The sequence below is a fragment of the Endozoicomonas gorgoniicola genome, assembly GCF_025562715.2.
Lineage (GTDB): Bacteria > Pseudomonadota > Gammaproteobacteria > Pseudomonadales > Endozoicomonadaceae > Endozoicomonas_A > Endozoicomonas_A gorgoniicola.
On the sequence record NZ_JAPFCC010000001.1, the window covers coordinates 1,822,371 to 1,845,010 of the forward strand.

At 45.3% G+C, this 22,640-nt stretch carries 14 protein-coding genes and 1 pseudogene; 9 read left to right on the forward strand and 6 right to left on the reverse strand.

Features of this window, described 5'->3' with window-relative positions; translation table 11 throughout:
* Window positions 1-63 precede the first annotated feature (63 nt).
* The gene (tnpA, locus tag NX722_RS08310; protein ID WP_262563698.1) at window positions 64-495 is read left to right on the forward strand and encodes an IS200/IS605 family transposase; all 432 of its coding nucleotides are present in this window, start codon (window positions 64-66) and stop codon (window positions 493-495) included.
* Here the strand turns inward: tnpA and NX722_RS08315 are convergent.
* Window positions 474-2,999, reverse strand: coding sequence for a Tn3 family transposase (locus NX722_RS08315; RefSeq protein WP_262567596.1), 2,526 nt, complete (start codon window positions 2,997-2,999; stop codon window positions 474-476). The genes tnpA and NX722_RS08315 overlap by 22 nt on opposite strands.
* Window positions 3,000-3,474: 475 nt before the next feature.
* On the opposite strand from NX722_RS08315, the gene NX722_RS08320 reads away from it, so the two are divergent.
* The 3 genes from NX722_RS08320 to NX722_RS08330 all read left to right on the forward strand — a co-directional run bounded on the left by NX722_RS08320 (window position 3,475) and on the right by NX722_RS08330 (window position 10,977).
* Window positions 3,475-7,788, forward strand: a complete 4,314-nt coding sequence (locus NX722_RS08320; RefSeq protein ID WP_262567597.1) for a hypothetical protein — start codon at window positions 3,475-3,477, stop codon at window positions 7,786-7,788.
* A gap of 41 nt (window positions 7,789-7,829) precedes the next feature.
* A complete protein-coding gene (locus NX722_RS08325; protein WP_262567598.1) occupies window positions 7,830-10,169 on the forward strand; it encodes a hypothetical protein in 2,340 nt (779 codons plus the stop codon).
* Between the two features lie 85 nt (window positions 10,170-10,254).
* Window positions 10,255-10,977 (forward strand): hypothetical protein, encoded by a 723-nt coding sequence (locus tag NX722_RS08330; protein ID WP_262567599.1) that lies wholly within the window; start codon window positions 10,255-10,257, stop codon window positions 10,975-10,977.
* 250 nt (window positions 10,978-11,227) lie between these two features.
* On the opposite strand, the gene NX722_RS08335 is transcribed toward NX722_RS08330, so the two are convergent.
* Entirely contained in the window at window positions 11,228-11,842 is a 615-nt protein-coding gene (locus NX722_RS08335; protein ID WP_262567600.1) for a transposase, read from the reverse strand.
* 123 nt (window positions 11,843-11,965) lie between these two features.
* On the opposite strand from NX722_RS08335, the gene NX722_RS08340 reads away from it, so the two are divergent.
* Both NX722_RS08340 and NX722_RS08345 read left to right on the forward strand, forming a co-directional pair.
* On the forward strand, window positions 11,966-12,259 hold the full coding sequence (locus tag NX722_RS08340) for an IS1-like element transposase (protein ID WP_262566541.1): 294 nt from the start codon (window positions 11,966-11,968) through the stop codon (window positions 12,257-12,259).
* Between the two features lie 16 nt (window positions 12,260-12,275).
* Entirely contained in the window at window positions 12,276-12,728 is a 453-nt protein-coding gene (locus NX722_RS08345) for an IS1 family transposase (protein ID WP_262566540.1), read from the forward strand.
* A gap of 13 nt (window positions 12,729-12,741) precedes the next feature.
* Here NX722_RS08345 and NX722_RS08350 read toward each other — a convergent pair whose 3' ends face one another.
* Window positions 12,742-15,129 (reverse strand): Tn3 family transposase, encoded by a 2,388-nt coding sequence (locus NX722_RS08350; protein WP_262567601.1) that lies wholly within the window; start codon window positions 15,127-15,129, stop codon window positions 12,742-12,744.
* Window positions 15,130-15,276: 147 nt separating this feature from the next.
* Between NX722_RS08350 and NX722_RS08355 the strand changes: the two genes are divergently transcribed.
* Window positions 15,277-15,825 carry a recombinase family protein gene (locus NX722_RS08355; protein WP_262567602.1) on the forward strand — a complete coding sequence of 183 codons (549 nt, stop codon included), beginning with the start codon at window positions 15,277-15,279 and terminating at the stop codon, window positions 15,823-15,825.
* A gap of 334 nt (window positions 15,826-16,159) precedes the next feature.
* Here the strand turns inward: NX722_RS08355 and NX722_RS08360 are convergent, their stop codons facing one another.
* The gene (locus tag NX722_RS08360; protein ID WP_262568631.1) at window positions 16,160-16,633 is read right to left on the reverse strand and encodes a group II intron maturase-specific domain-containing protein; all 474 of its coding nucleotides are present in this window, start codon (window positions 16,631-16,633) and stop codon (window positions 16,160-16,162) included.
* Window positions 16,607-17,422, reverse strand: a pseudogene (gene ltrA, locus NX722_RS08365) (group II intron reverse transcriptase/maturase); the annotation flags it as partial. The gene NX722_RS08360 and the pseudogene ltrA, both read right to left, overlap by 27 nt.
* A 571-nt stretch (window positions 17,423-17,993) precedes the next feature.
* Between ltrA and NX722_RS08370 the strand changes: the two are divergent.
* Complete coding sequence (locus tag NX722_RS08370; protein ID WP_262563985.1) at window positions 17,994-19,511, forward strand: IS1182 family transposase; 1,518 nt, start codon at window positions 17,994-17,996, stop codon at window positions 19,509-19,511.
* A gap of 975 nt (window positions 19,512-20,486) precedes the next feature.
* Complete coding sequence (locus tag NX722_RS08375; RefSeq protein ID WP_262567603.1) at window positions 20,487-21,887, forward strand: IS1380 family transposase; 1,401 nt, start codon at window positions 20,487-20,489, stop codon at window positions 21,885-21,887.
* Between the two features lie 201 nt (window positions 21,888-22,088).
* Here NX722_RS08375 and NX722_RS08380 read toward each other — a convergent pair whose 3' ends face one another.
* Window positions 22,089-22,544, reverse strand: coding sequence for a hypothetical protein (locus NX722_RS08380; protein ID WP_262567604.1), 456 nt, complete (start codon window positions 22,542-22,544; stop codon window positions 22,089-22,091).
* Window positions 22,545-22,640 lie beyond the last annotated feature (96 nt).

The following is a 22,640-nucleotide window of genomic DNA, read 5'->3' on the forward strand; positions in this document are numbered from 1 at the left end:
GTTTAACCGTAGCGACAGTAGCTAACCTTCAGTTTCCGACCAAGAAAATTGAAGGTAAAACCAATGAGAGACTACAAGAGTTTGGCTCATACGCGTTGGGATTGTAAGTACCATATTGTCTTTATCCCAAAGAGAAGACGAAAGGTAATCTATGGGAATTTGAGAAAGTTTCTCGGAGAAATATTTCATGAGCTTGCCAGAAGGAAAGGCTGCAAAATTCTCGAAGGGCATTTGATGTCTGATCATGTTCACATGTGCATCAGTATTCCACCCAAATATCCGGTATCTCATGTCGTTGGATATCTGAAAGGAAAGTGTGCAATAGAGATTGCGAAAAATTTCAAAGGCAAGCAGCGTAACTTTAACGGAGAGCATTTTTGGGCAAGAGGTTACTTTGTCTCAACAGTAGGACTTGATGAAGAAGTGGTTCGGGCATATATCCGAGATCAAGAAAAGAATGATGGAAATAGAGATCAGTATGATCTTGACTGGTAAGCGCCCTTGGGCGCAATAAAAGCCCTTAGAGGGCGTAATCTGATAAGCCTCCGGCTATGCCGGAGGTCAGTTAACTTTTCGTACACAAAATTCAGAATCATGCTGTTGTAGGCAATGATACAGTTGGCAACCAGTCTGGCTGCATGGGCACTAACACGGTTTTCGACAATTCGTTTGCCCCGAAAAATACCGTTATAGGTTTTTCTGATATTACTCTGGAGCTGGTGATAAGCTTCGGTTCTGTTTCTGGCGATCCGGATGGCCTTTCTGAGTTCCATATCATCAATGAGGTTCAGGATGTGTGTGCTCTTGAAGATGGCATTGTATTCAAACAACGCAGCTTTCAGTCTGGCGTATCGGGCATGTGAATTGAGTTTACGTATGATATTGCTCTGGGTGTTCTCCTGCATGATCAGTGACAGCAATACTCGCATCACACCCCGCCGTTGGGAGCGAATTCTTTCAACATTGATAGTTCCTCTTGGCTTTAGGATGCCTGTGTCGTAATCCAGTGGCTGGGCAGCATACAGGTCGTCAGCCGCTTCACGTACATTCTTAATACTGGGTACGTAATCTACATCTATAGAGTCCAGTGCAATAAAATTAAGCTTGTTCAGCGAGTGGTTGTCACCTGTCACCATATGGATATCAATATCGGTTTTGTTGTTGTAGATCATGTCGTACAGGGAGTGACCTTCGTACTCATTCAGACCAATATTCTTGGCGTTTACGGCAACATGGTTAGCGAGCAAGGTGTAAAGCGATATACCTCGACCTTTGCCCAGGTATTTTTTGGAATAACGAGACTGAATAGTGCTATCGGTGGTTGTGAATTTTTGCCCGTCTGCATCTGCCAGTACCTTTTCGCTCATGAGATTCCACTGCTTGAAAATCGGCAGCGAGTGAATATGGTTGCTGACAATATCATTAGCTGCACACAAGGTATCAACACGAACAAAGTCCTCCCGTATTGACCGCAACTGGCTCAATTCGAGATCCGACATATCAGCCATTTTAAGAGCGCCAAATCCAAAGGCTTCTGAAAGCAAGCAAGCGTTTATGACCAGTGGTAAAGGGTTTTTCCGTTTGGTGTAGCGATCCTTCATGTGGGTAAAGCTATTCCACATGCCGATCCGGTCACCAACAAACATTACGATATTTGCTATTTCAGCTTTAGGCAGGCTCTTAAAAAAGGCATTATCCAGCTTCTCTGAGCTGTCATAAAGTAAGCTCCAGCGTTGTTGCCCTGTCCGGGTTTTCCGGATATTAAATCCTGGATTTTTATTCTCTTGAATATTGTCTGTCGTACGTATCCAAGCGTCATTGAGTTCCTGAAGAGCCTCATCAAGACGCTGATCACAATAGATGGGTATCTTTGGATAACCAAACTCCGCAGCAATTGTTTCTGCGTCGTCTACTAAAGAATCGTCGATCAGGTCAGTATCGATATCACAATAGGACACACTGTCATTGCAATACAGCCTGCCCCTATCAATTTCATGATAGATCTTCTGGTACACATAAAATTCAAACAAATACGGGTCCAAGTGCGTATCCGTGGGTTTCTGTTTCAGGTATTGCACCATGCTTTTCGGCACTGTTAGCCCCAGATCATCACAAATTTCCAGCTCTGATGGACTCTTGCCACTCGCGTAATGTGATTTCAGTACATCCATTAAGCTACTGATATGGCTGTTTTTCTTGATGTACTCGAACGTAACGGTGAGGAAAATGGGTCTGAGATAGAGTGAGAATATCCGCGAGGATTTTCCGTAATACTCCCAGAGAGCAGCTTTTTTATCGAAGGACTCTCCATCCAGAAATTTAGCCAGCACAGAGAATTGTTCTTTCGGAAGAATGCCATAAGCAATGGCATTCTGTTCTTCCTGAGTCAGGTTCAAGCTCCGGGCAGGGAACCATTTCAGGAATTTAGCCAGCTTTGGAAAGTCCGTGACGACTTTGGAACTGTGTTCCATTTGTTCCGTTGATGCATAGACTTTGCCTGCATCAATGATTGTTCGTATGCGGTAACAAAAGCTGATGATCAGGTTATCCATGATCTGCTGATAGCGGTGATAAATGAAGCATAAAGCGTGCAGCATCTGCTGAGGCTTATTCAGTCGCCGTAGCCGAGAAGCTGCATATTGCTCGGCAAGATCGGCATAATAGCGTACGGCATTTTTTGCCAGATTCAGCGAAGGGATAAACGCTTTGGTGAAGACGTACAGCTTCTCGATACGCTGAGCTTTATCAATTTCTGTTTTGACCGCCGTGTACTGGAAATCTTTCTGATCGGCGCGAATGATATTCAGTGCGGTAATGCCATCCTTCCGGTGAATTAATGCAGCCAGCTCATCGCTGATCGATGATGGGATCGACTCGATAATGGTCGAAAGCCGCTTATCTTCGGCAGCAAACGCTTGGCTGAAAATATCCTGAAGCGTGGTATAGGAAGGGATGATGATCTTCTGGGGGTATTGCGCCCATTCCCTCGAAAAGTTCACTGTACATAAAACGCACTATCCTTTGAGTGCAATTTCCTCATGTTTCTGAAATTTATTCCCCTGCTGAATTTACGACATTTTTATAGTGAAGGTTTTTCATCTCAATAAAGCTTTCTATGGAGTCAAGGCAAGAAATTTTACTGTGACCAATGTCTCCTTCCAACCTGAAGATTTTGTAGCCCAGAGAACCGAGTCTACTTTGGACTGGGGGATTTTTGTGTGTCGGGATCTACTGCCCGATGGAAATAAATGTATGCAAAACAATTAGAAGACAATTCTCAACCTGTCAGTGCGAGGTTATCAGTCAACAACATCGCTTCTAATATCCCGTATGGGCCGTACTTACAGTCTTAGATTGATGATCTGCCCAGTTTCGCTTCAGGCTCTTAAAAACTCTCCATCACTGTCGTATCATGTCATTCATCTTATAGATATAATAGGCTAATTAATTTATTATATAAAAACATAAGGGTTTATGGTGAAGTACACATTCAGCAATGTGAATGGCTTCAGGCTCAACTCATCGCTTGCTGCTGTTAAGCGAGAGATTGTCTCTAGTGCCAGAGAAACAGTGCCAAAGATCAAACGAGAAGATGGCACTACTTCCCCAGGCTGGTTATTCCTCCTCCGTTGCCAGACAGGAATCGGCAAGACATACGCTTCGGCAGCATTCATTCTGGATGAACTGATTGATGTCGCCAAAAACGCTTATATCCCCAACATGAATGATGCCATTGTTTCTGCGGCTGACTTTCTTGAATGGGCGTCCGGCATCACAGGTTTTGGCAAGACTCAGCGTAGCCCTGCTCTTGCAGCCAGCATCACACTGAAAAAACTAAAAGACAGGAAATTTTGGAATAACGAAAGCTCATCCTACCTGTCATTCATGGATGCCCTGGTTACCAGATGTAGTGAAGTTAATAACCTGATCGTTGAGTCAGCGGCTGATGAAGGTATCAAGACTCACTCTGAAAAGATGTTATCTCGCCTTGTAGCCATTTCTGAAAGGAAGATAGAAAGAAAGCCGATAGTTGCTATCACCGACACCGGAGATAACATCAAGGGTTTTCGTGATGAGCTTTTAGACCACATAAAGGATGACCGACGGCTTGATGACTTCCAGCGAAGCTTCCTCAAGTCTCAGGTAATATTCTTGAAAGCTAACCGTGATCAAGTGGCTGACGTGTTTGAATCCACGGTCAAGCCAGTAATAGAAAACCACTTCTCAGACTCGGAAACACTGAAGGCTTGTCTGGATGAGTGCGAAAGACGCTACAAGCTCAAAGGTGATGACCCTGTCACCAAAGCTGACTTTGGCAAGGCTTGTGATGAGATTAATCGTGAACTCATTGGCGTATACCGGCAATACGTCAAGAAGTGTGAGCAGGACGAAAAGGCAGTCGATAAGGGGCTCGAAACTAAGATCACTAAAGTATTTCCTGCAACCCGGTTTGTGAATGGTGATGTGACAGTTCTGTTCATGACTACGGCTAAATATCTTAATGCTATTACTCATAGCCGAGGCCGGTTCAACTTCCAGAACGACTATAAAGAACACCTTCTGTTTATTGACGAGTCTGATAAGCAGGAGAGTGTTATTGCCAAGACAATCATTGAAGGTCGGTCTTACAAGATCGTTGATGGTTTTCGAGCTGCTCATGAAGCGGCAACTTCATACAAGTTGAGCAATACTCAAAGATATGAAGGTGTCGAAGAAATCATGAAGCCTGCTTTCGAGAAAATCATCGAGGTAGCTTGTGGCAGTTTCCCTCCTGACCATTCCTGGAACGTGAGCAAGGCTCTTTCTTCTCAAGATCCTGTTCAGGCTTTCTCTTCTATGGGTAGCCTTCCAGCAATGGTTTTCAACGGTATGCTAAGAAGTACGAAGGAAGAGTACGACGACAGTGATATTGAATGGGTAACAGCTAAACCCGCCAGTACACGCCATGCAGTCCACATGATCACTACTGGCAATAAAGACTCTGACAGCTCTGATTCTGACGGCGATGGTTTCCCAAAAGTAATCAATGAAATGAGCTTTGCCTATGTCCAGTTTCTTGGAAGCCTGAAGCGTGCTGCCTACAAAATTCTTAAAAATGTTACAGAGGTAGACGCAAAGCGTGCATCGCTAGGCGGAGCTATTAAGTCGCTTATCAAATACTATGGCATAAAGTCTATCAGCAGTGACGTTTACGACTATATCACCAAGACTTCGAGCCTGCGGATCAATCTGGACAGTACGCCCGTTGTTGATACAGGATTTCATACCTCTGGCTTCAACTACACACGAGTTACACGAGAGGATGCCAGCGAAGATTCTGTAGAGTTCCAGCAGTATAAACTTCCAATGTCCGCTACCGGCGTTTTGATGGGGATTGTTACGGGTGGTGCTGAAGTAATCGGTATTTCTGCTACAGCTAACGCAAAGACTTCACTTCACAACTTTGACTATGACGGCATGAAGCGTCAGCTCAGCAAACGGTTTGTTGAAATGACCCCTGAGCAGGCTCATCGTGTCCATGAAGAGTACTGCCAGAAAAGGAACTATGTTGGTCATGGTGTGAAGATTAATATCAACTTCACAAAATCCTGGGAGAAGACACTTGTCGATGTTTTTGACGGAGATTATGGAGCCATGCTTTCGGCTGTAGAAGCAACATTTGATGAAGTTCCTGATAGCAGCAGCATAGACGGGAGGGTCGGCCAGCTCAGTCGTGTTCTTCAAGCCATGAGAGAATTTACTGAGCAGGAAGACACACGCTACATGCTGTGCCTCTGTTCTCGCGGTATTGGTGGAAATGATCAAGAAAAGAAGCTGATTAAAAAGGCACTGGCAAAGTTTGCAGATAAAGGTGAAAAACCGAAGCTATTTGTAAAAATGAATGCTGATGCAATGCGAGCGGGGGAGTTCGATGAAGCACTGGGGGTACTCAGTAGTTCTGCCACCAGGAAAGTGATTATTCTCTCCTCGTTCCAGTCTTTTGGTGCTGGTAAAAATCCTCAGTATATTCCTGGGGTGAAGGCTGACGTAAATAGCCTGATCAAGGTCGATGACACTCGACCAAAGATTGATGAAAAAAAGGCAGATATCGATTCACTGTATGTAGACCTTCCCACTTTTATGTTTCCATGTGGTGATAGTAACAGTCGCCTGATGGATACAAATACACGACTAACCCTGTTCTATAACCTCATGTGCCTGAAGGAAGCTGGAGTTATAGATGGCAAAAAGGCCAAGCAGTTTGTGCTGAATGCTATGGAGGGCAAGCAAAGGGATAAAACGGTTGCTCAGTTTGTTGGAGCATACATGTCGAAGATTTCCACCCACTCAACTTTTGAAAACAGCCGCGACTACTGCTCTGCTGTTATCAAGTACATAGAGCAGGCCGTGGGTCGCATGGCTCGCTCATCGTTCAAACGGAAGTTTATTAATATCTACGCCGACCATGGTTTGATAGACATTATCAGCCGGGATAACCGTAGCCACGATCTACTAAGCCATGAATACATAGCTCTGATGAAAGAGGCCAAGAAAGTAGCTACTGAAGAATGTATAGATTCAGTACTGATCGTTACCAGTGAGCTTGATGATATGACCAGAGCTGCTTTCGATGCCAACGTTAAGGCTCATGATAAGATCATGCGTCAGGTTAAGGCTATCAACAGCTACAGCCGGTACGAAGATCATATTGAGTCTGACATTCCCACCCCTTCGGCTGATGCGCTTTTCGATGCAGCTAAGGCCATATCTGAAATGCCAGAGCCGTCTTTTTGGGAAATGGTAGATATTCTTGAATCGGCCAGTGATGAGGTTGGCGGGGTTAGTCAGGTTGGTAGCTTCGTTGAGGTTATCAGAAATTGTGAAAAAGGCGGCAAGGATATACTCACTACTCAGAAAGCTATAGCTGAAAATTTGGATAGAGTGGCTGATGGCATCAGAAGTAAAACCATTGAGAACGTTGAGAGGGAGAGAGAGAAACGCCGGGTGTCGTCCAGGCTGGTAGTGAAACGATGGGACAGGCTTCGTGTGTATGTTCTGGAGAATCCCACGTTGATCTCTGATGAGGATATTCCGGATGATCTGTCCTGCATCTACATCAAGGTTCCAAAGCCAGATGGTGATGAAGCTTCATACAAGTATCTTGGTACACCGGATGATTCCTCACCTTGGGGGATGGGATACAGAAATATCCGCAAGTATGAATTCTTTGATGGGTTCTCTGGTGGTGGTGTTAAGCGTGTCTGTGCAGATGAAGCAAACCTGTCCCACATCACAGGCAACCCTGTCATCCGGAAACATTTTGAAGATCGTGGATTTGCTACTGCCTGGGAGTCTGGTCAGTGCATGATGACACCTGTTGTATTCACCAATATTTACAGGGCAGCAGTGAGTGAGCAGGCATGCGAGGCACTTCTGAAGGATGCAGGTTTTATCTGTGAGCCATTACCAAAGGGGCTGGAGGAGAAGTTTGACTTCACCATCACAGACCGTAGAACTGGCAACAAAGCACTGGTCGATGTGAAGTTTTGGCGTATGTCCCGAATGCTGAAAGAGGGTGCAGCTGACAAAATAGAAAAGGTTTCAGGCATCACCGGCATTAACCGTGTGATCTATATGAATATGCTTGATTTCGACGGTAATCGTGACATCTATCACACCGACAGGTTTAGCAAGGTTACTGGAACCAATGATGATAATGTGATGGTTATTCCCGGCCTCATGTACAACCACAAGCCAGAAGTAATCCCCGGCCGCATGCAGCGCATTCGTAACTTTATAAATAATTGAGAAAACAGCCCCACAGGAATGAGGGGCATCAAGGAGTGAAAGTGGCTAAATACAAAAAGCCAACGGACTTGAAGCCTTTAGCTGAAGGTATTCGTGCTCAGACTAATGAGATTGACCGTTTTAATACTGTTATAAATATCGACGCTCTGTATGGCATGTTCGATTTCTACACATACCACCTTGGTGATGAAAATACACCTGACAGTGAATATCGTGAGCGTTCGATTTCCATCAGTAAGGCTATGAATGAGTCAGGTGGCCTGCTGGCTTCAAACCATCAAAAAGCCAAAAAAGGTTATCCGGGCTACAAAGCATTTATGGTCAGGAAGGGGTTTGATGTAAGTGCCTATGGCCTGAACAAGACAGACTCAAGTAACCACAACCGTCTTATGAGTTGGGTTATTGAGCACCTGATTGTGAACGGCATGAATGGCGTAGAGAGACTGGTCGGTGACGACGGTTATGCTCATTTGGCAACCCATGAGGAGCGATGCTACCGTATAATCGGTGCGAAAAGATGGAGTGATGTCACCGAGATTCTGAGTGTCCATTGTCAGCTCGCCCCGGACTGGAAGCTTTCAACAACTGAAAGAAGTGGTGGTTCAAAACTACCGGCAGTCTTCAAAGCAGGCACTCAAACGTTCACGAACAAGGAGGCTGTAGAAAAGTCTGGAATGAAGAAGAAGCGTAAGGATGTCCTGCTTGCTTCTGAGCCTTTCAGGCTGACACCTGATTTTGTGGTGCCTGTTTATAACAATAGAGGTGAGCAGGAAATCATTGAAGATACTGGTGAGCTGAGCACTATCTCTGACGGTGAGTTTTGCAAATGCAGCATTAAACGCGGCAACAATCGCGTGAGTGCATACCATGTTGACCATGACACTCTTGCATCCACAGAGCGCACCAGAGCTGGTGTCATGTTTGATCAGATTGAGAAAATCCACAGCGCATACGGCGGAGCAGTCAGTCTTACTTTTAAGTGGCGCGAATTTGATACTGTCTACGACTGGGGTGCCCTTGGTAAGGCAAAAGATGGTGAATATGAACAGATCAAAGAGGTTATTTCCTCACGCACTTTAAGAGTCATTAATAAATCTGATACCACCAAGATCGACAAGGTTCGCAAGGGTATCGCGAAAGCTATTAAGGGCTCTGAAGACAAGTTTACGGTCGAATATGGTGGCGATGTATGCGACGGTGATCTTGTTCTTCTGATCGTGAATTCAGAAGAAAGCTATAGAGACAAGGTTGACCCGTACAAGGAGTTCAAGGCTGTCAATCATAATATACCCTCTCAGGCGGTTGTTATTGAAAATATTGATGCCGTTAAAAATCCTGAGACATCCATTCTCTGTGACATGGCGCAGCTTGTTATCAAGGCTGAGATCCTTGACGGTAAGTTCCTTATGGAGCGTTGCACGATACCAGAGGGAGTCTGGTTCATTGAACCAGTACGAATCAAAGACGATGATGTCATTTCAGATGACGAGGAAGGCGATGAAACAGAAGACACTACGGATTGCTTTGAATATTACCGGGGTATTGTTACCTGCGATGGTCTGAAGTTCTCCAAACTGAATGACAAAGAGGTCAACCTTTTGAAAGGCATCATGAATGACGATGCAGACCTTGTCTTTGGCCGCATGAAGAAGGATGGCACTTATACAAAAGATCGCAACCCCGTTGCATTCTACCCTGAAACTGGGAAGTACATGATTTTTGCGGAAACCAGTCGAAGTATTATTCCAGATCATATCTATATTAACGGCTACAAAAATGATCTGATTGCAGGTGAAGCACAGAAAGTTGGCCGTGGTTTTTTTGAACGGTATGAGAAAAACTCGAAAGCCCGCAAAAAACCAAGAGCTGCAATTGCAAAGATGCTTGCTGACAACCCTGACGCCAGCTCATTTGGCAAGCAGACTGTCTTTGATGCTATTAGCAAATGCCGACAGGACAACCGCGATGAAGTTCCTAACATGATCTATGAAGAACTCGGCATCCAATGGTTGAACATCTCTAAGAAGAAGATCGGCAAAGACCTCGTTAAGCATAAGAGTGGTTTCAATTTTTCATATAAAGAAAAGATGTACTATTCAGGTTCTGTTGGTAGTCATAACGGTAAAAACCCACAGGAGAGCTTCTGCACCCTGTACGAGATATTTACCAACTTCAAAGAGCTGCCGGCAGAAATGCACGAATGGTTTCTGTCATTCTCTGTCCGAAACAAGCAGACAACTGCAAAGCCGTACTTCTGCAAGCACGTTCGTGAATTCGCTCATATTGACCGATTTAAACCTGCCGGAATTATCGAGTCGGTAACTCCTGTTGATAAGGCTCCAGAAGTAGACCCACTAGCAGCCCTGGCTGCCATTCACTAATCACTCATAGCCCGCATTCTTGCGGATATTTTATTAAGTATATAATAGGTTAATTAACCTATTATATACTTAGTGAGGTTTCATATTGTCTTTCAGAAATGACATTACAGGCTACTACCGAAGCATCAGACAGTTTGTTAAATCTATTGAGCATCTTGAAGGCGCTGAGGTTTACGAAGTTCACGACTTGCTAGGTCTTGAGTCCAGACAAAGAGACGACGGGGGTTACTGGCGTGAAAAGTACTTGGTTCTGGTCAATGAAAATACACTGGCAGATATCAGGCCGTCTATAGATGATATTAAGCTGGCCTCAATAGAGCTGAGATCATGCCTGAATAAGAAGACTAGATCATGCCTCCCACCGAGAGTAGTCACAGGTCTTTCAGGTGTCAGGCCCAGAGCTTCAAAAGCTATTCAAAGTATCAGGGCGGATAAAGATGTAGTGTTGAAGACACTAGATAAAGTTCTCAGTCGCCATAGTGAGTGCATAAAAGACCAGAAAAAGTTTGATGAAATGGTCGAGGCCGTCAATATTCACAGCTTTGAGGGACTTAGGGTTATAAGGCACACCGGTTATTCATTCAAAATCGACTATTTCGAGGATGACTACAAGACCGGTGATGATAATTTTGGCACCATAGTTGTAGCATCAGGATATAGCATACCCAAGGTTATGAAGTGGCGACCAAGACAGGAACGATCCGACAAGAAAAAGTGGCAGCCTCTGTTCGATTTTGATGAGTTGATAAGTTATGTGCCCAATCTCCCCATTGGCTCGGGTCATGTGATTTATGAGGAGAGTTCATAACAAACTGATTAACAAAACTATTCTTTGCTCACTGAGAGGGCTGCTCGCCGCTTGATACCAACTCTGATAGAAGGACCATTAAATCAATAAATGTTCCGACAGTTTATGCTGGCTTTAGGGAAGCGGCAAAGTAGAAACTTGCCACTTCAATGATTATTGGTCAGCTTGACAGGTCTTTCTTCTCTTTTCACCAGCAAGCTATCTATGCGTTCTGCCAAGGCGAGAATGTTATCAATACCATTTTTAGTGTCTAAGCCGCAAGATCCTGATCGTCAGGCTCATAGTTTGCCAGAGGGTCAACGCTTTCCAACATACTATAGAGGTTCAACAGACCATCACGATTGCCAAAGACATAGTTTCCTGCCAGCTGTATATGAGTCCAGGCCACAGGTGAGAAGCTGGCAATCATATCAACGACTCTTTGGTTGCCGTCTTTCTGGAACTTTTCAATCAGTGCTGACAGTAGTGCCGAGTTATAGTAAATGATGCTGTTGGCGATCAGCCTGGCACAGTCATTCCATTGGTCGATCTGATAGTCATTGCCACCCCGGAACAGATTGCCATTAACTGAAGCGATGGCTTTTCGCAGCTGGTGATAAGCCTCACCCCGGTTTAGTGCCTGCTGCACGAACTGTCTCAGGGTTTTGTTATCAACGTAATCAAGAAGGTAGAGGCATTTAATCAGCCGGTCATACTCATGCAGGGCTGACAGGGTTCTGCTGTTTCGCTTGTTGTTGGAAAGCTTTCTGATCACCGTACTCTGCTGAGTGGCCTTCCGGCTCAGTGAGCAAACAATATGCTGAATCTGATCCCATTCCTGCTCGATCAGCCTGCGGTTTATAGGCTTTTTCAGCCTGATTTCCAAATCACCCTTCCCACCAACTACCTCAAACTGATCATTGAAAGCTCGCTTGGGTAGTGGGGTAAACCTGATATTTTGTAGTTGTTTGCTAAAATACGGCGTATGCCGTATTTGTCATGGTGCGATATGAAAATGTGCTCCACACCAGTTCACTGCCCGAAATGTGGCGGTAATGATGTTAAAAGCTTTGGTTACAGTGTTCATAATGTTCCTCGCTACTTTTGCTGTAATGCTGAATGTGAAACCAAGTCCTTTATGCTTGAGTACCGGTATAAAGCTTATGAGCCAGGCGTTAAAGAAAAAGTCGTCGATATGGCAATTAATGGTGGCGGCATCAGGGATACAAGCAGGGTTTTGGGAATCAATAAAAAAACAGTAATAAACACATTAAAAAAAAGAGAAAGGCTTAGTTCAAGTTAATCCAAATATTCAGAAAATGGATCTTGGAACGGGTGCTGTGATTCACGTAGGCCGTGCCTGCCAAGAGGCTGAGATAGATGAACAGTGGTCGTATGTGTTTGAAAAAAGTAACCAGCGTTGGCTTTGGCATGCAGTTGATCATGCGACCAATACTGTTTTGGCTTACGTTTTTGGGAAACGAAAGGATGAGGTTTTCAAAAAACTAAAAGAGCTTCTTGAACCATTTGGTATCAAGAAATTTTATACTGATGATTGGGGAGCCTATGAACGTAATCTCGACGAAAGCAGACACATCATTGGAAAAGAAAATACTCAGAAAATTGAACGTAAAAACCTGAATTTTAGAACTTGGATTAAGCGTCTGGCCAGAAAGACAATATGCTTTTCAAAGTTAGAACAAATGCACGATATTGTTATTGGCCTGTTGATCAACAAAATCGAATTTGGCATTGACATCCATGAAATATAACAGGTTTGCCCCACTACCCTCGCTTGAACCGCGCATAACGTGGAGAAAACTGATAGCCGAACATATCCAAAATAGCGAAATTGACATTGTTGATGCCGTGGGTGTCCGTTGCCAGCGACTTGGGCTGGATGTCGCTGCTGTTGTTATAGAGCAAGTCAAAGGCAAAGTGACCCTCGTACTCATTTGGCGAAATGACAGCGGTATTAATCGGCACATGATTAGAGACCAGCGTCATTGCAGACACGCCTTTCCCTTTTCGGAAATACTTGTCGGAGTATCGGGCCTTGAAGGTATTGATACGGCAGGCGTATTTTTGCCCATCGATGCTACCAAAAGGGGCTGATTCGTTGATCGTGTAGTGCTTGAATACCGGAAGGCTGGCAATGCCATTGGAAATCAGGTCATTAGCTGCGCTGATGGTTTCAGGCCGGACAAACGCATCATTCACCCCACGTAAAACACCTACGCTGCGGTCTGAAATTGCTGCGATCCGGTGAAGCCCGTAATTGGTGCCATTACCAAAAATACAGGCAATCAGATCATCCTCCTCAGCTTTGGTATTACGTTTCCTTGTGGAAATTCCTTCAAATGCATCAAGGAAGCCGGTTTTTCGGTTAACGTAATTCATGATTTCGATAATCCCCATGTGCTTTATCTGGCTGTAAATGGGGTTATCAATATCATCACGCCAGCGTCGGTTTGCCAGAGTCCATGCCAGCTGGTTTGAGCGGGGCTGGAGCTTTACAAAGTCATTGTTATCGTTGGCGATGGTTTCGCCTACCTGAGTCATGCGCTCATTGAGTAGACCCTCAAGTTCATCCAGGGTTTGAGTGACTGGTGTCAGAAGGCGATGCAGGCCGGTCTTGGCAATGATGGATTCTTTGTTGTTTTCCCAATCCCTGACTGGAATCAGGTCATCCTCCAACCGTTTGTTTTTCTCGCTTTCAGTGATATATGCCTTGCCACTATCCAGATGTTTGCTGATTCGGTAATAGAGGTAAAACTCAAAGCGTTTTGCATGAAGCTCACCGTCAACGACCAGATATGGCCGCTCACTTTTCTTGATGAAACTCTGGTTAAAAGTGGTGAGTTTGCGCTTCTCTGCCAGCTCAGTTCTGGAGTGTTCCAGCTGTTCTGACAGAATGACCTGGTTGGCATCACACTCCACATCAATAGCGATGAATAATTTCCGCAGGGTGTTGGCCACCTTTCTGGACTGCTTATCAATATACTCCCAACGATATCCGGCCAGATCAAAATCACTTTTATTCAGGTGTTTACTGATCGCTCCCAGCTCTTCTTTGGAGACCAGAGAAAAAGCCTGCTTGCGGACTTCACCGAAAGTTAGATTGTCACTGACGTTTTCATCCACAAAATAATGCAGAATATTTCCGGCAAATTTCAGTTTCTCGCGGACAGCCTCCAGCTCCTCTCCGACTTTCTGCTGGGCGTGGGCTTTCGACGCTTCCCGGTATTTACGAACCAGATAACAGAATGAAGTGACCAGCTTGTCATTAGTTTCCCGGTAACGAAAATACAGATAGCAGGCCAGATATAAGAGTCCCTGCCAGTGAGGATACCGACGAACCTTATAAACAGAGGTGTGCCGGACGATGGATGCATAGTAAGCCATATTGCCCTGCGACAGTCCCAGGGAAGAAATCAGTGACTTCAACTCGGGATAGATATCCTTGATGGTCTGATGGGTTTCCAACTCCCGGTCAAGTTCAGAGGGTGAGAAATCACGGGCTGATCCTTTGTAGACCGATAAGTTGTTCAGTGCGCCTTTGGTCGTGAGTATCTTATTCAATTTATGTTGTGTGGTTTCAGACATCTGCTGTGACAGAACAGCCTCGATGCGCTGCTGCTCTCCCACAAGAGCCTCTGTTACCAGGTTTTGCAAACTGGTGTAACCTGGCAGAGCTATCCGCTGCTGGCCAAGAAAGGCAAGCCCTTCATCAAAAATATATCTGGGATCAGTGCAAATGGTGGCAACATCCTTCATACGCGCAATCAGGTGTGTTTGGTGAGCTTTCGACAAACGAGTAAAACCCAGTGTTTCAAGCATCTTGCCAACCAGTTTAGAGCGTGTACTCTTGGCCATCTGCCCCAAGACAATATGCTCTTCAGGGAAATAGGTTTTGCGAATATACTCGGTATCTCCAGCTACATCGTCCAGGGTGAATTTTGGAATTACCGGCTTGGCTCGGAAGTAGCCAACAAGGAGAATGAAGTAGAGCCTGGTTTCCAGCTTTTCCAATCCTGCAACGATTTCCTGCATATGAGCATCAAGAGAAAAATAATCTTCCCGGTCAGCTTGATTGAATACTGGTCGTTCATAAAGCTCCCTGACTTCATTCGGGCTTAGAATGTGAATCCGCTTCTCGTTCTTCTGTGACATACACTGCTTATACTTTTTTCGAGTATCAAAATTTAGAAAATCTGATACTGTACAGAAGCGTGAGAAAAAAGGTATCAAAAATCTTATTTTTCTGGTTCTGAGACCTGATAGTATCAATTTCGATATTTGATACTGAGATCGATCAAAATGGCACTTCTGGGCTACGCAAGAGTTTCAACGATTCAACAAAAACTGGATATTCAGATTTCAGCCCTGAAAAAAGCCGGAGTTCGTGAAGACCGGATTTTCACCGACAAAATGACCGGCAAAACAGACGACAGAAATGGACTGCAACGACTGCTGGCCAGAGCCGAAAGAGATGACACCATCATTTGTACAAAGATGGATCGTTTAGGCCGTAACACGGCAGACATGATCAAAATCGTTGATAACTGCTACAAAAAAGGAGTTTCCATTCGCTTCTTGGATAACAGTCTCAGCACCGAAGGGACGATGGGAAAAATGATTATCCAGATATTGGCGGCTGTTGCCGAAGCAGAGCGAGAGCGCATTCTTGAACGTACCAACGAAGGTCGTTTAGCTGCCAAAGAGTCTGGCGTTAAGTTTGGCAGAAAGCCCCATAAAAGCACCGATCAAGCCAAAGCCATGATTAGTGAAGGAGTACCCATGAAAGACGTAATGGAAAGGGCTGGAGTATCCAGGGCAACTTATTTCAGGCTAAAAAAAGCGGTCTAATTTTTGTACAGTGAACTTTTCGAGGGAATGGGCACAAACCCCCCTTATTGAGTCTGGTGCAATAGATAACCTCCGCCACTATTTTGAATTTCATGATCAGTTATATAAACTGGTTGAGGAAGGAAACACGCAAGAGGTACATAATACCTTAGCTAAGCGTATGAAATTTGAGTTTCATGAAGTGCAGAGCTGTGTTGAAAACTCTTGCAATGAATTCTGGAAAGACAAAGTAAATCCAGAGTGGGTCGCCAAACACCGCTCTAAATCGGGTAGCCGGAGGTCTCTAACCTCCAGCCCCCACATCACACCGGCGTGCGGGTCCGCACCGGGCGATTCACCGGGGGTGGTGAAACCTGATCCACAAGTCTTTCAGGGAAACAAGCCCGAGTTTACTGAGAAAACTGTCGTTTAATGCTAACTGTGCCGCATAGGTTTTGCTTAGCCGGTAATACCCTTTGCTACTGGCTGCAATCGAGGCGGCCTTGATGTGATCAACACCTAACCTGATCAAATTTCTGTAACGGGTTTTCGGCTTTCGCCATTGTTTGATAAAACAACAGCGAATCCGCCGACGTATCCATTGATCCAGTCGCGGTATAGGACTGTAATATTCGGTTATCCTGAAATAACCCATCCAGCCCCGGATATATTCGGCCAGCTTCTTCAAGCGATATTCCATCGATACTCCCCAGCTTCGGCTGGTGAGTTTCAGGATTTTTCGCCTGAAGCGGTTCAGACTCTTCTCCGACCAGCGGATTCGCTTCCCTGTGAAGGTAAAACTCAGGAACTCAGCTTCGGTAGCTTTCACCACCTTGCTCTTTGTCGGGTTTATCCTCAGTTTCAGCTTGCGCTCAAGGTAACGTGTGATGCTTTCCATCACTCGCTCCCCGGCTCGCTGGCTGCCAACGAGGATCACAAAGTCATCGCAGTAGCGTGCGAAGCAATGCCCCCGGTACTCCAGTTCCTTGTCCAGGTCATCGAGAAGGACATTCGACAGCAGCGGTGAAAGTGGACCGCCTTGTGGCATACCTACCCGGGTTGGTTAGCATTGCCCATCAACCATGACGCCAGCACGAAGGTAGCGGCCAATCAGCTTCAACAGACGCTTGTCGTGAATCTTGCGAGAGACTCTCGACATAAGAACATCGTGGCTGACAGTATCAAAGAATTTACTCAGATCAACATCAACCGCCTGATGCAGCCCCTGCTTAATGTATTGATTAACCTGTTGTACAGCGTCTTGTGCAGACCTTCCCGGTCTGTAACCAAAGCTGCTGGGAGAGAAGTCAGGGTCAAAGATGGGTGATAATACCTGCACAATGGCCTGTTGTATCACTCGATCCATAACTGTCGGGATGCCCAGCAGCCGTTCTCCACCATCGGGCTTTTCTATAACAGCCCGAAGGACGGGAGATGGTCTGTAAGTCCCATTGAGCAAGGCTTGGCGCGCTGAAGGCCAGTGCTGACGGGCAAAGTCAGGATAGGCTTTAATGATGATCCCATCTATTCCGGGAGCCCCTTTGTTACTTCTGACTTGTTTCCATGCTTTCAGCAAATTGGCAGGTTCCAGTGCGCAACTCAGTAGATCGTGGTTCAAAGCTGGTTAAAGATTCTTTCGCCAACTCCAGTGAGTCGCCGGACGGCTGCACTGTGTTGAGGGAATCAGTCTCCTCTTTTCGTCGGTGTTCAGTCCTTCGTTGACGACTTCCAATCGGATTAACGACTTCTGTCGAACAACTACTATGACGTCTGCTGACTTCTGTTCAATCACCACACAGAATTACTTCTGCAGGCGCTATTGGTGGTCATCGGGTTTGCTCGAACAGGGTGATGAACCCTGTCCGCCGAGCCTGTTGTAACCAGTGGCTGAGAACTGGGATTGACCAATCGCATGTTGAACAGACCTCCCCGGATAAGAGCATGAACTTTCAGTACACAACCGCCGCATTTACCGTATCTCTCAAACCAGAGGGCTTTGTGATCCTTGGCTCACTCGCCCACGAGACTCGGCCTTGTATACGATTTCTGTCCGTCGGCTCGCACTTTTGCAGTCAGACTGCCTCCGCACAACCCCTCGTGAGATTGCACTTGCCTTAAGCTAGGAGCCTGACCGAGAATAGGATTTATCTGATATAATAGCGTTCAAAACGCAGCCCTGATGAAGCCTGATGTCGCCACCACCAAAATTCAAGGATAGCCCTGTTGAGTTCGACCAGCACCTGCTGTTTCCAACCAACATCTTTGATCTTCTTCCCAAAGATCATGACTGCTACATCTATGAGACCATCTTCCAGAACATTGATACCTCGGAAGTTGAAAAGCAGTACCATCACCTTGGACAGCATGCCTACCCACCCAAGCTGATCGTAGGTATCCTGATCTACGCCTACAGTCATGGTGTATTCAGCTCCCGTGAAATAGAAAAACGGTGTCGGCAGGACTTGGCATTCATGTACATCTCTCAGATGAATTGCCCAAACTTTCGGGTCCTGGGGGACTTCCGCAAAAACAACCTGTCGTTTTTTCATGACTGTTTCAAACAGTCCGTCAAGCTGGCGATGGAGCTGAAACTGGCATCGCTTGGGCATATCAGCCTGGATGGTTCGAAATTCAAAGCCAACAGTTCAAAGCATAAGGCCATGAGCTACGGCCGGCTTAAAGCCAAAGAGGCAGAACTCAGCGCTGAGGTTGATGAACTGATCAAAAAAGCCAGCCAGTGCGATCAGGAAGAAGACGACGCCTACAAAGAAACCAATGGCTACAGTATTCCTGAAGACCTCCTGTTTAAAGAAGAACGGCTGAAGAAAATTAAGGCTGCTAAAAAAGCACTGGAAGAGCGTGAGAAAGCCCTCAATCCGGACGAGCCAATAGACGACAAGAAACAGATTAGCTTTGCAGACCATGATGCCCGGATGATGAGCAAGAAGGGGTACTGCGAATACAGCTACAATGCTCAAATTAATGTAGATGCGGATCACCAGATCATTGTCGGCCAACACATCAGTCAACGCGCCAACGACGTACAGGAAGTAGAGCCTGCTCTTCAGGCTTTGTCAGAATCTACCGATGGCGCGGCTGTGGATAAATGGAGTATGGACAACGGCTATTTTTCAGGGCCAAATCTGCACACCTTGGATAAACATGGAATAGACGGTTATATCGCTACTGACAAGGAAGAAAAACCGGCTGTTACGGACCTTGAAAATACTGATCGAAAATTTGTCAAAGCGGATTTTACATACAATATTGAAGCTGACGTCTTCATCTGTCCGGCTGGGGAAAAATTGGTTACCAATCCAGCCAGTAAAGCTAAGAGGAAAGGCTACCGGGCAAACAAGGAAGTATGCCGAGAGTGCGCTTACCGCTCCAGATGCAGTGGCTCCAAGAAAAGTGCAGGCAAGGTAATTCGCACAGACAAGTTTGAAACTGCACGACAAGCCATGAATAAAAAAATGGAAACAAGCGAAGCGAAAGCGGTATACGAACGTCGCAAAGTAATAGCGGAACCGCCGTTTGGTCAGATAAAAAACTCTGGATTCAGGAGTTTCAGTCTGCGCGGGAAAGAGAAAGTGGAAGCAGAGTTTTCACTGGTATGCACAGTGCATAATTTCAAAAAAATTGTGAAGAAAGCTTTAACGGGGTCACTCCGTCTTGAGGATTTAAAAAAGGTTGAAAAAGCGGCATAAAGGTAAAGAAAAGCTGTAAATTGGCAAAAATGAGCAAATCAACCTCAAAAAGTGGTTGTTTTTTGCTCATTTTGAATTTTGCGAAACCTTTAGGAGGACTGCCTAAGCTATTCTCGGTCAGGCTCCTAGAGAGGTGAAAGTCCTCTTACCAGGTATTCGCAGAGCCGAAGGTTAGCGAAAGGGCAAGGGCGTTGCCGCGAGGCAGGGTCTGAAGGAAGCCCAACGCAAAACTACGGGGCGACGAACAGAAATCCAATATGAGGTGTGACGTACTCGGGGCCAGTGGGCACGTGACCATTAAGCCCTCCATCTGCAATCGGGGTGCGTTTTATAAATTGGGCGTCTACGTAGTGAAAGTTAAGTGTCTTACCTCGGGAGGTCTGCATTGTGTTGAAGGAACAACTGACACAGGAGCAATCCTGTGTGACCGCAATACAGAAGTCAGCAGAAGGCATAGTACTGAAATCTCAGGAAGGCCTGAACGGTTGAAACTGGGAATCGCTCTATTGGAGAGTTTGTATGGCATCTGTAGGTCGAAAGATCGCTAAGGTGAAACATTCGCTGGCTTTAGGGTAGAACTGAACAGTGTTAGCAAAATTTCATGGTACCTTTCTCAGCATAGAATTGTCTGAGAAGGTATCCGAAAGATAAAGGGTCATAAGGTTCTTATTCCCTGCTTGGTGGTAAAGTACACGCCATTCGTGGCCTGTTGAACCTGAGAACGGATATCCTTCAATAGCTTGAGAGATTGCTAAATTAATCAACCGAACCGCCGTGGTACGTGATCCGTATGCCCGGTGGTGTGGGAGGAGGGGCATCGTGAGGTGCCTCCCTATCCCGATTATATGCATCAAGGAATTTAGGTTATGTATTCTAACCCGGATATTTCATAAAAAGAGGCAAGTTCCGCCCAATCACTTGATATAATTGGGTCGACCAAAAAAATGCTTCGGAAGAAGCAAACCGGAACTTGCCATGAACAAATTTACACAAGAACAGCTTCGTTTTCACCCCTCCAACGGAAAAACTATCCGGGCAGACTTCAATGGCGGAGAATTATCCTCTGATTTTGGCGCCCTGATGCTACGTGAAACAATGCTTCACAGCGGTATCATATCCAGGCTGACTGACGGCATTGACGATAAACGTCATCAATCCTACATCGACCACACCCTGCAAGAACTCATTGCCCAAAGAGTTCTGCAAATGGCCTGTGGTTATGAAGATGCAAACGACAGCAACCATCTGCGTAAAGACCCAATCTTTAAGCTTGCCAATGGAAGAAACCCACTGGACGATGATAACCATCTGGCTTCCGCTCCAACGTATACAAGGCTTGGTCAGTCCATGACCAAACGGGATATTTATAATATGACCAAAGCACTGGCTGATCACTTCATCAGCAGTTATGAATACCCACCATTAGCCATCATTATCGACCTGGATCATACGCCTGCTATCACCCATGGCAGCCAGCAGATGAACCTGTTCAACGCCAAATATCAAGACTACTGTTACTTGCCCTTAATGATCTTTGAGGGGCTCAGCGGCAAGCTGATCACTTCGATCCTGCGTCCTGGAAAAACACCCACAGGCCGAGAGAATGCAGCTATTCTCCAGCGCCTCATTAAGCTGATCCGTACAAGATGGCCGAAAACCCATTTACTGGTTCGTGGGGATAGCCACTTTGCCCAACCAGAGTTAATGCAGGTTGTTCAGGATGACCCTCACTCCGACTACGTGCTGGGAAAAGGCGCAGGACACAAGACGGCCTTGCGACCTAAAGCCAAAGAGTTGCTGGATGAAGCGCGGAAAGCTCTCGACGTTAAAACCGGGCTGGCAAAACTGAACAACATGCCAGAGCCTGAGCGACTCAGGCTCTACGGAGAAACGGACTATCAGGCAAAAAGCTGGAAAGGGCTGGACACCCGGATAATCTATAAGGCAGAGGTCAACCAGAAAGGCGACAATCCCCGCTTTATTGTGACTTCGATGATGGAGGCTTCCCCCGAGGAAATATATGAAGACCTTTATTGTCCCAGAGGGCAGGATGAGAACTTCATTAAGCATCTGAAAAGTGATTTGTCCGGTGATCGCTTGTCAGATCAGGGCTTTCTGGCAAATCACCTGAGAATGTTTTACGCCTGCGCTGCTTATGTTCTTCACTATGAGCTGAGAACCAAGGCACTGAAAGGTACGGAGCTGGAAAAGGCACAGCCATCAACCGTGATCACAAAACTTTGTAAGGTCGCGGTTAAAGTGGTTGAGTATAAAGACCGAATCAAACTTCACTTGCCCCGCAGCTGTCCAATAAAAGGGCTTTTGCAGCATATAACCGAAGTCTTTTATTCAATGCCGCTGCCTCGACCGGGATAGTCAGCTTCATAAACTCAATCAGAATAAAATAGCGACCAACAGAAAGAGTGTTGGGGAATTCTGTTGTCCTGAAAAAGCAGGTGCTGATCAAAAAACATCCGAATTAATGGTGAGTTCGGGTTGTAATACCTTTTTCATGGACAGTAGAGCAACAGACCTCCGAAAAAATCAGAATGGGATGTTTTTTCCGGAACTTGTTGCTCATTTATGAAATATTCGGGCTAACGCTTTCTGTTCAAAGTTTGTAATATTTTTTAGAATTTGTTTCTCTTTGTGTTTTTTCATCTGATCTAGAAAATCTATTTCTTCATAATCGCTCTTCATAGCAGTTAGTTGAAACCTTGAATTTAAAGCACCCATAAACGTCATGTAGTTGTCTGTTGTAATTTCTGAGAATAAAATAACAGAAACGAGATTGTTATTTATAAAGCGAAAGCCAAGATCAACATACTCACCTGCAAACTGCTGTTCATTTAAGCATAAAGCACCTTGTTCAAATTCTTCTGAGCAGTCATAAACCTCAACATCTTTTAGTATTTCATTTTTGGTCATGCCAAACTCGTAGTCTCTGTATAACTTAGACGAAGAGTTTGCACTTCCTGAAATTGATGCGAAAAGACTGAGTAAGCCTGTGAATAATAAGATAAATTTTTTCATAAAATTTCCATTAAAGTAAAAATAAAAAAGTTTGTGCAGCGAAAGGAGGGATAATTATAAAAAAGTTTAATTGTATCTGTCATTAAGCATTTTCTA

Excerpts from the sequence above, each read along its gene's own strand:
- NX722_RS08375 (WP_262567603.1), top strand. The coding sequence starts at position 20,487 with ATGAACAAATTTACACAAGAACAGCTTCGTTTTCACCCCTCCAACGGA.
- NX722_RS08350 (WP_262567601.1), bottom strand. The coding sequence starts at position 15,129 with ATGTCACAGAAGAACGAGAAGCGGATTCACATTCTAAGCCCGAATGAA.
- tnpA (WP_262563698.1), top strand. The coding sequence starts at position 64 with ATGAGAGACTACAAGAGTTTGGCTCATACGCGTTGGGATTGTAAGTAC.
- NX722_RS08320 (WP_262567597.1), top strand. The coding sequence starts at position 3,475 with ATGGTGAAGTACACATTCAGCAATGTGAATGGCTTCAGGCTCAACTCA.
- NX722_RS08370 (WP_262563985.1), top strand. The coding sequence starts at position 17,994 with ATGTCGCCACCACCAAAATTCAAGGATAGCCCTGTTGAGTTCGACCAG.
- NX722_RS08345 (WP_262566540.1), top strand. The coding sequence starts at position 12,276 with ATGGATCTTGGAACGGGTGCTGTGATTCACGTAGGCCGTGCCTGCCAA.
- NX722_RS08380 (WP_262567604.1), bottom strand. The coding sequence starts at position 22,544 with ATGAAAAAATTTATCTTATTATTCACAGGCTTACTCAGTCTTTTCGCA.
- NX722_RS08340 (WP_262566541.1), top strand. The coding sequence starts at position 11,966 with ATGAAAATGTGCTCCACACCAGTTCACTGCCCGAAATGTGGCGGTAAT.
- NX722_RS08355 (WP_262567602.1), top strand. The coding sequence starts at position 15,277 with ATGGCACTTCTGGGCTACGCAAGAGTTTCAACGATTCAACAAAAACTG.